Source organism: Flavobacterium pectinovorum (genome assembly GCF_900142715.1).
GTDB lineage: Bacteria > Bacteroidota > Bacteroidia > Flavobacteriales > Flavobacteriaceae > Flavobacterium > Flavobacterium pectinovorum.
In genome coordinates, this window is the sequence record NZ_FRBX01000001.1 from 627,479 (window position 1) to 639,427 (window position 11,949).

The window sequence follows — 11,949 nt, forward strand, 5'->3', positions numbered from 1 at the left end:
GTATATGTATTTTTGTTGTTCATAAAAATATACTGATGAATTTTAAAGTAAATCCCGCTTTTGAAAATAGTACCCTATCTGTACTTGATAATATTAAAACGTTTAATAATTCAGGAACTCTTTTTGGAAATGGTGATCGAAATAAAATAAAATTGTTTGAACTGAACGGAACAACAATTAATATCAAATCTTTTAAAATACCAAATATCGTAAATAAAATTGCTTACAAATATTTTCGAAAGTCAAAAGCAAGACGTTCGTTTGAATTTGCAACTATTTTATTAGAAAAAGGTATTGGAACTCCGCAGCCAATTGCATTTCTTGAAAATTTTAATGCTATTGGGTTAAAAGACAGTTATTATGCAAGTGAGCATTTAATTACTGAATTGACCTATAGAGAACTAGTAGAAATTCCTGATTATCCGGATCATGATAACATATTAAGACAGTTTTCGAAATTTACTTTCGATTTGCATCAAAAAGGGGTTGAATTTTTAGATCATTCGCCAGGAAATACTTTAATCAAAAAAACGACTGACAATAAATATGATTTTTTTCTGGTTGATTTAAACCGAATGAACTTTCATGCAGATATGACTTTTGAACAGCGCATGAATAATTTTAGACGCTTAACGCCTCATAAAGAAATGATTGCAGTTATGAGTAATGAATATGCAAAGTTTTATAAAGATAAAACAGAAGCTGAAATTTTCGACACTATGTGGAAAGCAACGGTAGATTTTCAAGAAGAATTCGCCAGAAAGAAAAGACTGAAAAAGAAGCTTAAATTTTGGAAGTCTTAGCTTGTTTAATAATTTTTTTAAGTTCCTGATAGCGTACAAAAACGCTTAAAGCATTTAAATAACAGATAATAATTCCTTTTCGGCCATCCAGAACTCCTAATCGTAAAAAATACTGATTTAAAAATTTATAAGCAGGGCGCAGATAGAAATGATAAAAGCTTGGTTTTGTGTTTTTTATAAATTGTTCCTGTGCTTTTAATTTTCCATAAAAAATCATTTTTTGCTTGTATTCGTTGTAACTGGAATATGAGTAATGATTTAGTTTATGTTTTAATTTTTTTGTTTTTCCGTTTACGATTAATTTTTCATGCACAATTTTATTGACATTATAATGTGCATGTTCTTTTTTGAAAAGTCGGATGATTTTATCAGTTTGCCAGCCGCTAAAACGTATTTTTTTGTTTTTGAACATAAAATTTCGATAAACAAAATAAGCCGAAGCGCTGTCTTTTTGATTTATCGTAAAATCTATTTCTTGTTTAAGTTTAGGCGTCAATCTTTCATCTGCGTCAATAAAAAGAATCCATGAATTTGTGGCGAGACTTAATGCAAAATTACGTTGTAAGGCAAAATTATCAAATGTGCGCTGAAATATTTTTACATTTTTAAATCCTGATACAACCTCAAAAGTTTTATCGGTACTAAAAGAATCTACCACAATTATCTCATCGGCAAAAGCCAAATCATCAAGAAGTGTTTTTATATTCGACTCTTCGTTGTAAGTAATGATTAAAACTGTTAACCGCTGTTTTTCTGCCAAAATCATTTTATTTTGTGCTAAGATTTTGGATTAAAAAAGACTCAATTTTAGCTGCAAAAAATTCTGGTTTAAATTCTTTGTATAGAGATAATGCGTCTTTTTTGAGCATTTTTTCAGTTTTATTTTCAAATAAATCAGGACGATAATCTTTTAGATGTACCGAAAGATGATGGATTCCGTCTTCAAAGGTGGCCCAGATTTTCTTTTCGATCCACGGAGAAAAAATAATAAACGAAGGTTTTTCGAGCGCTTTTGCCATATTTATAGCTCCTCCGTCATTACCAATTATAAAATCGCATTGGTTTGCAATACCAATAAAAGAACGTAAATCGCCCCCTAGTAAATCAAAATAAATTTTTTCCTGAGTTGAAGGCTTGCAGGCATTAAAAACAGTTTTGGCCTCTTCGAGCTGCTTTGGGAAATAATTGAAAAGAATATTTACATCGGCATTATCAGCAACATAATCAATAACTTTTGCCATGAAGTCTAAAGGATATGTTTTTAGCTTTTCACTTCCCAAAAGACTAATCATAACTGTTTTTCGATCTTTTCGAACCAGATGTTTTTCAAAAACTGCAATCGCTTCCTGATTTTCTTTTTCTGAAACAAACAATTTAGGGATAGGATCTATTTTAATTTTTAAATCCAAAGGTTCCAATAACGAAAGTCGCCTCTCTATTGCCAAGCCTAAATTTGTTTTAGGAAAAGGTTCAAACGGAACGTTGTCTGTATATAGAAAGTTTCTTCCCGGTTTTTTATATGATATTTTTCTTTTGGCATTACTTAATAAAACCAAAATCCAGCTTTCTAATTTTGAATAAGCATCGATTAACAGATCGTATTTTTCTTTACGAATCTGAAAGGCAAGATTTAATAATTCCTTTTTGCTTTTTCGATGTTTCTCTTCAAAAAGAATAATATTATCAATACTTGAATTGCCTTCTAAAACAGGAGTTGTTGAAGAATAAACCAAATAATCGATTTGAGCGTCAGGATAGGCAGTACGCAAATTGTTGCATATAATGCTGCTGACTAAAACATCACCAATCATTTTTTGCTGAATTACAAGTATCTTCATAGATAGAATTAAATCTTTTTTTAAGCGATTACAAATTGAAGCAAAAAAATCCAAATTCCAATCATATTATTGATCGGAATTTGGATTATTAAAATGTAAATTTTCTTTTATCTTAAACTTTTATACAGCAACATCGTACTCACGAAGTGCATTGTTTAATGAAGTTTTTAAATCTGTAGATGGTTTACGAGTACCGATAATCAAAGCACAAGGAACTTGAAATTCTCCGGCAGCGAATTTTTTAGTATAGCTTCCAGGAATTACAACAGAACGTGCAGGCACAAAACCTTTCATTTCAACAGGCTCGTCACCAGTTACATCTATAATTTTAGTTGAAGCAGTTAAGCAAACATTGGCACCAAGAACAGCTTCTTTACCAACATGTACACCTTCTACAACAACACAACGAGAACCAATAAAAGCACCGTCTTCAATAATTACTGGAGCAGCCTGAAGAGGTTCTAAAACTCCACCAATTCCAACTCCGCCACTTAAGTGTACATTTTTACCAATTTGAGCACAACTACCAACAGTAGCCCAGGTATCAACCATGGTCCCTTCGTCTACATATGCACCAATATTTACATAACTTGGCATCAAAATCACACCGCTTGAAATGTAAGCTCCGTAACGTGCCACAGCATTTGGTACTACACGAATTCCTTTTTCAGCATAATTTCTTTTTAGCAACATTTTATCGTGATATTCAAAAATACCAGATTCCCATGTTTCCATCTTTTGAATTGGAAAATACATTACAACAGCCTTTTTTACCCATTCGTTTACCTGCCATTTGTCACCAACTGGTTCAGCACAACGTAATTTTCCTGCATCAACCAATTCAATAACTTCTCTAATAGCATCAGTTGTTGCTGTTTCTTGTAATAAAGCTCTGTTTTCCCAAGCTTGTTCAATTATAGTCTGTAAAGAATTCATAAGTTTTAATTTTTTGCAAAGATAGCGTATTTGGGTAAAAGCAAAAAAGTAAAAACCTTTGAAAATGTTACAGATGTAACTTTTTGTTTTTAATTTGATAAATATTACGATTTGTTTCAGTTGATAAAAGTTATAAACAACCTCTAAAAGTTTTTTTAATATCAAAATATGACATAAGTCAGGTTTTGTGATTTTCCTTCAACTTAATTTCGCCGCATAATTCAAACATCAAATGAATTATTAAATGCCAATCCAGAAACAAATTTACATACATATGAATCAGGAAAATCAACTTCAGAGACAACAGCGAACTATTATAGATAAAGAAGTTTCGTGGGACAAAACTCAGGTTATTATGAGTAAAACAAATGCATTTGGTATTATAGAATACGCCAATGAAGTATTTGTCGATGTTTCGGGGTACGAAGATTATGAATTAATGGGGCAGCCACACAATATTATACGCCATCCGGATATGCCAAAAGTGATTTTTAAAGTGCTTTGGGAAAATCTAAAAAACGGAAAAAACTTTCATGCAATTGTAAAAAACTTAGCCAAATCTGGAAGGTATTATTGGGTAATTACTGATTTTGAGATTTCGCGTGATGAAAATGATGTAATTGTAAATTACTTCGCAAGAAGACAAGCCGTTCCACAGGAAGTTGTTGCCTTGCATATTGAGCCGTTGTATAAAAAATTACTGCAAATTGAAGCGGCAAGCGGAGTAGAATTTAGTGAAAAATATTTAATTGGTTTTTTGGAAGAAAAAAAGAAAAGCTACGTAGAATACATCAAAGAGTTGATTTTTGAACATGAAAAAGGTCATGCAAAATTTGTTCAGTATGAAGAACAGCATATTGAAGAAGAGGAAGAAGAAAGAGGTTTTTTTAAACGTTTATTTAATAGATAATATTTTTTTAGGTTTTAGATATTTGAATTTTTAGGTTTTTAAATATTTGGGAAAAGGATCCGTTTTGAGTTTTCAAAGCGGATTTTTTATGAATTTAAATTTATATTTTTTCTGGTTGCCGAGAATTCGAAAAAAAACTAAAATAACTTATCTTTGATAAAAATTAAAAAATGCCAAGAATTCTCTCTATAGACTACGGACAAAAACGAACAGGAATTGCTATTACTGACGAAATGCAAATAATAGCGTCGGGTTTAACTACGATTCCAACTAATACTGTAATTGATTTTCTGAAAGATTATTTTGCAAAAGAAAAAGTCGAAGCTGTTTTAATTGGAGAACCAAAACAAATGAATGGTCAGCCTTCAGAAAGTGCTTCAATAGTCAAAGGATTTGTAACTCATTTCTCGAATATTTTTCCGGATATGAAAGTTGTTCGTGTAGACGAGCGCTTTACTTCAAAAATGGCATTTCAAACCATGATAGATAGCGGCTTGAGTAAAAAGAAACGTCAGGACAAAGGTTTAATTGATGAAATCTCTGCTACAATAATGCTCCAGGATTATCTTTCTTCAAAACGATTTTAGTTTTTTTTAATCATAATCTTATGATGTTTTAATTTTTAGAAAAACATAACTTTTATCATGCTATTTTAGTTTTTTTTTGCAATTATAAAAATTACCTTTGCACTTTAAAAATAAATTACTGTTATGCCTGACAATACAATACGTTCCAATAGTGAAGTAGTGCTTATTGGAGCTGGAATTATGAGCGCAACTCTTGGATTAATTTTGAAAGAGCTGCAACCTGATATAAAAATTGAAATTTACGAAAGACTAGATGTTGCTGCTGCCGAAAGCTCTGATGCCTGGAATAATGCAGGAACAGGACATTCTGCTTTTTGTGAATTAAATTACACTCCCGAAAAAGCTGATGGAAGTATTGACTCTAAAAAAGCAATAAGTATAGCAGAATCATTTGAGGTTTCACGTCAATTCTGGGCGTACTTAGTACAGCAAAACAAAGTTCCGTCTCCTGATAATTTTATAAAAAGTGTTCCCCATATGAGTTTTGTCTGGGGAGATAAAAATGTAGAATATCTTAAAAAGAGATTTGAAGCTTTACAAAGCAATCCAATTTTTTCTCAAATGACATTTAGTACTGATTTTGAGCAATTAAAAGAATGGATGCCACTTGTAATGGAAGGAAGAGAAGCTAATGAAAAATTGGCTGCCACACATATGGCTATTGGTACCGATGTGAATTTTGGTGCATTAACCAGAAGCATGTTTAATTATTTAGAAAAACTGGAGGGTGTTTCTTTACACTTCAACCATGAGGTTAAAAAACTAAAACAACGCGAAGATAAATTATGGCGAATTAAAATTACTGATTTGGCTACTGGTCAAAAACGTAAAGCATATACCAAATTTGTTTTTATTGGAGCAGGTGGAGGTTCATTACCATTATTAGAAAAAGCAAATGTTCCCGAAGGAAATGGTTACGGCGGTTTCCCGGTAAGTGGGCAATGGTTGAAATGTACCAATCCGGAAGTTATAGCAAAACATCAGGCAAAAGTATACGGAAAAGCAAGTGTTGGTGCTCCGCCAATGTCAGTTCCGCATATTGATACACGTGTAATTGATGGAGAGAAAGCACTTCTTTTTGGACCTTTTGCAGGATTTTCGACACGTTTCTTAAAAAACGGATCTTATCTTGATTTACCGTTATCTATAAAAGCAAACAATTTAATTCCGATGTTGTCAGCGGGATATCACAATATACCATTAACAAAATATTTGATAGAGCAGGTTCGTCAGTCTCCAAAAGACAGAATGAATGCACTTCGTGAATATTTACCAACGGCACGCTCTAAAGATTGGAAATTAGAAAGAGCAGGACAACGTGTTCAGGTTATTAAAAAAGACGAAAAAGAAGGTGGAGTTTTAGAATTTGGGACAGAAGTAATTAATACACATGATGGAACTTTAGCCGTTTTATTAGGAGCTTCTCCAGGAGCTTCAACAGCAGTTTCGATTATGATTGATTTAATTAGCAGATGTTTTACCAACCAAATTAAAACACCGGAATGGGAAGCTAAAATGAGAAATATGATTCCTTCTTACGGGAAAACATTAAATGATAAACCAGAGCTTTTAGAAGAAATCAGAAAGCATACTTCTGAAGTTTTAAAATTGAATAATTAAGATATTTTAATTCTTATATAAACAACAAATCCAGATGAATTAATCTGGATTTGTTGTTTTAAGATCTTTCGTGTTTTTCAAAATTTTCTCTGCAAGATTGCTCATCCAGATTAATTGTTCGATAACCATAGAGGCTTCCTGCATTTTAGCCTGACGCGTTTCTTTATCAAGTTCATCATCTGTAGCCAAACGATTAAAATTGATGCGTTTTAGTTCTTCAAATTGCAAAGTCACATCTTCCTTATCAAAAAAAGTATCGGTTACAATAGCTTCATTTTTTAAAATTGAAATCGAATGATCAAGATTTAATAGAATGGTCTTTATAATATAATTAAACGATTCTGAGGCAGAAGTTGTCTGATGCGATTGAATATAAGTTGATAAAGAAGCCAATGCAGAAAGTACAGAATGATTTAAAACTACTAATTTGTTCACCAAAGGCATTGTTTTTTGTTTTGATTTTGGCTCTTGCATCATGCGTTGAAACGAAGTCATTAAATTTCCAATTTCAACAAAGGCATGTTTTCTGGCTAATCTGTAAGAAGTAGGAACTTCTCCTTTTTTATTATAAAAATCGGCAATTTCTTTTAAGTAATTTCTATTAGAGCGTATAGAATTTTCAATATGTATCGGTGTATTTATAAATTCCCATGCCGGCCATAAAAACTGATTGGCCAAAAAGGCCAAAACAGCACCTGTAAGAGAATCTAATATCCTAAACTGAATAACTTCAACAACATTTGGTGTTAGAATTCCGTAAATAAAAACCACATACATCGTTACAAAAGTGGCACTTATTTTATAATTGATTTGTGTAAATGAAATTCCGAGTAACATGCAAACAATAGAAAAAATACTCAGTGCAACATGATTTTGAACTAATGAAACAATTCCGAAAGCAAGTAATCCTCCTAAAATAGTTCCGAAAATTCGATTATAAGATCTTTCTTTTGTCAAACCATAACCAGGTCGCATAATTACAACGATAGTTAGCAAAATCCAGTAAACATTTTGAAAAGGAAGAAATTTTCCAACAATAAAACCAATCAAAATAGTAATCGTTAAACGTAACGAATGCCTGAAAATTGAAGATGAAAAACTCATATTTTCTACCAATGTTCGAAACGGGTAATATTGAGGTGTAAGGAATTTTTCCAGTTCTTTATCCTTATCTTTTAATTTATAAGATTGCATTGCGAGCGAAAATGCCCTTTGAATAGTCTTGATTTTTCCAACTTGATTTTTTGCATATTTAAGCATGTTGGTTAACATTAAAACACCTTCGGCAGCTGCTTCTTTTCCTAATGTTTTTTCATAATCAAAAATGGCAAATTCAAGTGCGTCAAGCTCATTTTTCAAATCATGTTTGTCAACATAAACGGCAATATGATGTACATTTTTAGAAAGTTTTTTTAAGGTCGAAGCCAGTTTATAAGCGACATTCTGATAAGTGCGTAAAACTTCCGGATGTCTGTCAAATTTTTCATGAAGTTTACTATGATCAAATGAGGTATATAATGCTAATTCCTGAATTTCGATCAAAGTAATAAAAACAAGTAACATTTTTCTGTTCTGACTGGTTGCAGCAGAAGTATTTTGATTTCCAATAAGTACCTTTCTTAAATCTTCATTAATTAAATTTAATTCTACCTGAAGAGCTAATTGTTTTTCAATAATGGCGGTTCTTTTAGCTTCGGGGCTCCATAAATCCCCTCTTAATTTTAAATATTTTGCCGTTAATTTAATGCCTTCGGCAATCTGCAATTCAACATACTTATAAGGTTGCACAAAATGAAAAACAAGTGAAACTATTAGATATAAAATACCTCCAATAAAAATAAGACCAGCATATTCAATAGCTTCCCAGCCCTGATGTAAATGCCCAAATGATAACGAAATAGAAAGTAAAGCAGAAAAAGATACTAAAGTCGCTCTTTGCCCGTAAACAGAAATCATCGAACATAAAAAAAGTAATATGGCTAAAAACGGATAAAATAAAAACGGATACGGATAAGCAAAATTGACCAATAAATTAACACCCGAAACAATAAAAGAAGCAACTATAAGTCCTTTGATCTTATGCTTTAAAGTACTCGGGATATCACTTGGGTATGTAAAAAAAGCACCTAAAGCAATTGTAAAACCAAGTTCAAAATATCCCAGAAAGTTCAAAATTAAAACAGGAACAACAGAAGCAATAGTTACTTTTGAAGCATTTAAAAAAGAAGTGCTGTTGGTAAATTTCGTGATACGTTCGTACATATAATCAGGTTTACTAGCAAAGGTAAGAATTGTACGAATAACTTTGGCACAATTATGGATGAGTTTTTGAGCATAAAGCAAAAATGAGATTAATCTGTGTTTACAATTATTCATTGACTATTTTTTACTATTTTTGCAAACTGAATTATAAGAATAAATTTTCGATCTTTTTCAGTAGATAATACTTAAATTAATAGTAATGATTTTACCAATTGTAGGATATGGTGATCCTGTTTTAAGAAAAGTGGGTGAGGCGATTACGCCAGATTATCCCGGTTTAAAAGAAACAATAGCAAACATGTACGAGACCATGTACAACGCTTATGGCGTAGGTCTGGCTGCACCCCAGGTTGGTATAGCGATTCGTTTGTTTGTTATTGATACGACGCCTTTTAGCGATGATGAAGATGTTTCGACAAAAGAGCAAAAAGAGCTAAAAGGTTTCAAGAAAACTTTTATCAATGCTAAAATTGTTAAAGAAGAAGGTGAGGAGTGGAGTTTTAACGAAGGCTGTTTAAGTATACCGGATGTTCGTGAAGATGTTTACAGAAAACCAACTGTTACAATTGAATATTGTGAAGAAGATTTTGTAATGAAAACCGAAGTTTTTGACGGATTGATTGCAAGAGTTATTCAACACGAATACGATCATATTGAAGGTGTTTTGTTTACAGATAAAATATCTTCTTTGAAAAAGCGTTTGATTCAAAAGAAATTGAAAAATATTACTGAAGGTAAAACTTTTCAGGAATATAGAATGAAGTTTGCAGCGGCAAAAAAAGGAAGATAAAAACGATGTTCTTAGCGAAGAACATTAAACAAAAAAGAAATTCTTAATACTAATTTTAATAAACATGAATTTAGAGAAAATTTTAGCCATTTCAGGGAAACCTGGTTTATATGTATTGAAAGTGCAAACTCGTACAGGTTTTGTGGCAGAATCATTAATAGACGGTAAAAAAATTACAGTAAACTTAAAAAGTAATGTAAGCTTACTATCTGAGATCTCAATTTACACTTACGAAGGAGAAAAACCTTTAACAGAAGTAATGCAAATTATTGCGAAGAAAGAGAAAAATGGTCAGGCGATTTCGCACAAAGAAGATAATGCTGCATTAACAGCTTACTTTAAAGAAATTTTACCGGATTTTGATGAAGAAAGAGTTTATCCTTCAGATATTAAAAAAGTATTAAACTGGTATAATACACTTCAGGCAAAAGGTTTAGTTACAGATTTAGCTCCGGCTCCCGCTGAAACTGCTGAAAAAGCTCCAGTTGTTGAAGAAAAACCAAAGAAAGCTCCGGCTGCAAAAAAAGCAAAAGCAAAAAAAGAAGAATAGTAAATATCTTCAATTAAATATACTAGTCCTGTTAAGAGTTTTCTTAACAGGATTTTTTACTTTTACAATATTAGGTTTACAACCCAAAAAAACATCAAAATGAGTAAAGAACTTCAACTTCAGGCTTTCGAGAGATTATTAATTATTATGGACGAGTTGCGCGAACAATGCCCTTGGGATAAAAAGCAGACTTTGCAAACCCTTAGACATCTGACAATTGAAGAGACTTATGAATTAGGAGATGCTATTTTGGACAATGACTTAAATGAAGTAAAAAAAGAATTAGGAGATTTACTGCTGCATATCGTTTTTTATGCAAAAATAGGCTCAGAAACCAATGATTTTGATATTGCAGATGTCTGTAATGAAATTTGCGAAAAACTAATTCATCGCCATCCGCACATTTATAGTGATACGGTTGTAAAAGATGAAGAAGAAGTAAAACAAAACTGGGAAAAACTAAAACTAAAAGAAGGTAAAAAATCTGTTTTAGAAGGAGTTCCAAGAAGTTTGCCTGCACTTGTAAAAGCAAGCCGAATTCAGGATAAAGTAAAAGGTGTAGGTTTTGATTGGGAAGAACCACATCAGGTTTGGGATAAAGTTCAGGAAGAACTACAAGAATTGCAAGCAGAAGTTACTGCCGGCGATCAGGATAAAATAGAGGCTGAATTTGGAGACGTATTATTCTCCATGATTAATTATGCCCGATTTTTAAATTTAAATCCTGAAGATGCTTTAGAGCGAACAAATAAAAAGTTTATTAAACGTTTTCAATACCTTGAAAGTAAAGCAGGTGAATTAGGAAAACCTTTAATGGATATGACACTTGCAGAAATGGATGTTTTTTGGAATGAAGCTAAAAAACTCTGATTAATCAGCTATTTTTTTTAATGCTTTTACATTTTTAAGAACAATTTTTTTACCAACCAATTCTATCAATTCTAATTTATTAAAATCAGACAATAAACGAATACAGCTTTCAGTAGCAGTTCCGATCATACCGGCTAATTCTTCTCTGGTAAGTTGTATTTTTAATGTTTTATCAGCGTTTTCTCCATAAAAATCATGTAAATAAAGCAATGTTTCTGCCAGTCTTTGTTTTACGGTTTTTTGTACCAATGCAATTTTATCGTTTTCAGATTCTTTCAAATCTTCACAAACAGATTGCATCAACTTCATAGAAAACTGATTATTGTTATTAAAAAAGCCAATGATTTCAGATTTTGGAATAAAACAAACTTCCATATCAGCAACAGCTTTTGCAGTTAAATTAGCAGGTTCGTTACTAATCATAGAACGCTGCCCCAAAAGTTCTCCAGATTTAACGAGTTTTATAATTTGGTCTTTTCCGTTGGCGCTCAGCTTTGAAAGTTTTCCAACTCCATCCTTAACACAAAAAACACCATTGGTTACTTCACCTTCCTCAAAAATAGCGTCTCCTTTTTTAATGGTATAAGTAGTTTTGCTATTGGCAAGTTTAATGACTTCATCTTTATTTAAGGCTTGTAAAGAAGTAAGCTGGCGTACGATACATTGGTCACATTTACTCATGACAAGAAATTTTATGCAAAATTAACCAATATTAGTATCTAATTACATAATTATTCGATAAAAAAAATAATAAAAAATGTACGTCAGTAATTTACCTTTTTT

Annotated in this window: 12 protein-coding genes; 7 read left to right on the plus strand and 5 right to left on the minus strand. The window is 31.8% G+C overall.

The features are described 5' to 3' along the window. The first annotated feature begins 35 nt into the window (after positions 1–35). Positions 36–803, plus strand: a complete 768-nt coding sequence (locus BUE22_RS02525) for a Kdo domain containing protein (protein ID WP_073393564.1) — start codon at positions 36–38, stop codon at positions 801–803. Here the strand turns inward: BUE22_RS02525 and BUE22_RS02530 are convergent. The 3 genes from BUE22_RS02530 to BUE22_RS02540 form a co-directional block, all read right to left on the minus strand. Then, the gene (locus BUE22_RS02530; protein WP_073393565.1) at positions 784–1,569 is read right to left on the minus strand and encodes a glycosyltransferase family 2 protein; all 786 of its coding nucleotides are present in this window, start codon (positions 1,567–1,569) and stop codon (positions 784–786) included. The genes BUE22_RS02525 and BUE22_RS02530 overlap by 20 nt on opposite strands. A 1-nt stretch (position 1,570) precedes the next feature. Next, a complete protein-coding gene (locus BUE22_RS02535; protein ID WP_073393567.1) occupies positions 1,571–2,641 on the minus strand; it encodes a glycosyltransferase family 9 protein in 1,071 nt (356 codons plus the stop codon). Positions 2,642–2,761: 120 nt separating this feature from the next. Further along, positions 2,762–3,577, minus strand: a complete 816-nt coding sequence (locus BUE22_RS02540) for a 2,3,4,5-tetrahydropyridine-2,6-dicarboxylate N-succinyltransferase (RefSeq protein WP_073393569.1) — start codon at positions 3,575–3,577, stop codon at positions 2,762–2,764. A gap of 274 nt (positions 3,578–3,851) precedes the next feature. On the opposite strand from BUE22_RS02540, the gene BUE22_RS02545 reads away from it, so the two are divergent. The 3 genes from BUE22_RS02545 to BUE22_RS02555 all read left to right on the plus strand — a co-directional run bounded on the left by BUE22_RS02545 (position 3,852) and on the right by BUE22_RS02555 (position 6,694). Then, complete coding sequence (locus BUE22_RS02545) at positions 3,852–4,487, plus strand: PAS domain-containing protein (protein ID WP_073393571.1); 636 nt, start codon at positions 3,852–3,854, stop codon at positions 4,485–4,487. 170 nt (positions 4,488–4,657) lie between these two features. Then, positions 4,658–5,074, plus strand: a complete 417-nt coding sequence (gene ruvX / locus BUE22_RS02550) for a Holliday junction resolvase RuvX (protein ID WP_073393573.1) — start codon at positions 4,658–4,660, stop codon at positions 5,072–5,074. Between the two features lie 123 nt (positions 5,075–5,197). Continuing rightward, positions 5,198–6,694 carry a malate:quinone oxidoreductase gene (locus BUE22_RS02555; protein ID WP_073393575.1) on the plus strand — a complete coding sequence of 499 codons (1,497 nt, stop codon included), beginning with the start codon at positions 5,198–5,200 and terminating at the stop codon, positions 6,692–6,694. Between the two features lie 39 nt (positions 6,695–6,733). Here the strand turns inward: BUE22_RS02555 and BUE22_RS02560 are convergent, their stop codons facing one another. Next, positions 6,734–8,956, minus strand: a complete 2,223-nt coding sequence (locus tag BUE22_RS02560) for an FUSC family protein (protein ID WP_073394257.1) — start codon at positions 8,954–8,956, stop codon at positions 6,734–6,736. A 199-nt stretch (positions 8,957–9,155) separates the two neighbouring features. Here BUE22_RS02560 and def point away from each other — a divergent pair, with 199 nt between their 5' ends. The 3 genes from def (at position 9,156) to mazG (ending at position 11,166) form a co-directional block, all read left to right on the plus strand. Then, positions 9,156–9,746: a peptide deformylase gene (gene def, locus BUE22_RS02565; RefSeq protein WP_042564191.1), complete on the plus strand. Its 591-nt coding sequence runs from the start codon at positions 9,156–9,158 to the stop codon at positions 9,744–9,746. Positions 9,747–9,810: 64 nt separating this feature from the next. Next, positions 9,811–10,296 (plus strand): DUF5606 family protein, encoded by a 486-nt coding sequence (locus BUE22_RS02570; RefSeq protein WP_073393577.1) that lies wholly within the window; start codon positions 9,811–9,813, stop codon positions 10,294–10,296. Positions 10,297–10,395: 99 nt separating this feature from the next. Continuing rightward, positions 10,396–11,166 carry a nucleoside triphosphate pyrophosphohydrolase gene (gene mazG, locus BUE22_RS02575; protein ID WP_073393579.1) on the plus strand — a complete coding sequence of 257 codons (771 nt, stop codon included), beginning with the start codon at positions 10,396–10,398 and terminating at the stop codon, positions 11,164–11,166. On the opposite strand, the gene BUE22_RS02580 is transcribed toward mazG, so the two are convergent. After that, positions 11,167–11,847, minus strand: a complete 681-nt coding sequence (locus BUE22_RS02580) for a Crp/Fnr family transcriptional regulator (protein ID WP_073393581.1) — start codon at positions 11,845–11,847, stop codon at positions 11,167–11,169. It lies immediately after the preceding gene. Positions 11,848–11,949 lie beyond the last annotated feature (102 nt).

Coding starts and splice junctions, on each gene's coding strand:
- BUE22_RS02525 (WP_073393564.1), top strand. CDS start 36: ATGAATTTTAAAGTAAATCCCGCTTTTGAAAATAGTACCCTATCTGTA.
- BUE22_RS02530 (WP_073393565.1), bottom strand. CDS start 1,569: ATGATTTTGGCAGAAAAACAGCGGTTAACAGTTTTAATCATTACTTAC.
- BUE22_RS02535 (WP_073393567.1), bottom strand. CDS start 2,641: ATGAAGATACTTGTAATTCAGCAAAAAATGATTGGTGATGTTTTAGTC.
- BUE22_RS02540 (WP_073393569.1), bottom strand. CDS start 3,577: ATGAATTCTTTACAGACTATAATTGAACAAGCTTGGGAAAACAGAGCT.
- BUE22_RS02545 (WP_073393571.1), top strand. CDS start 3,852: ATGAATCAGGAAAATCAACTTCAGAGACAACAGCGAACTATTATAGAT.
- ruvX (WP_073393573.1), top strand. CDS start 4,658: ATGCCAAGAATTCTCTCTATAGACTACGGACAAAAACGAACAGGAATT.
- BUE22_RS02555 (WP_073393575.1), top strand. CDS start 5,198: ATGCCTGACAATACAATACGTTCCAATAGTGAAGTAGTGCTTATTGGA.
- BUE22_RS02560 (WP_073394257.1), bottom strand. CDS start 8,956: ATGTACGAACGTATCACGAAATTTACCAACAGCACTTCTTTTTTAAAT.
- def (WP_042564191.1), top strand. CDS start 9,156: ATGATTTTACCAATTGTAGGATATGGTGATCCTGTTTTAAGAAAAGTG.
- BUE22_RS02570 (WP_073393577.1), top strand. CDS start 9,811: ATGAATTTAGAGAAAATTTTAGCCATTTCAGGGAAACCTGGTTTATAT.
- mazG (WP_073393579.1), top strand. CDS start 10,396: ATGAGTAAAGAACTTCAACTTCAGGCTTTCGAGAGATTATTAATTATT.
- BUE22_RS02580 (WP_073393581.1), bottom strand. CDS start 11,847: ATGAGTAAATGTGACCAATGTATCGTACGCCAGCTTACTTCTTTACAA.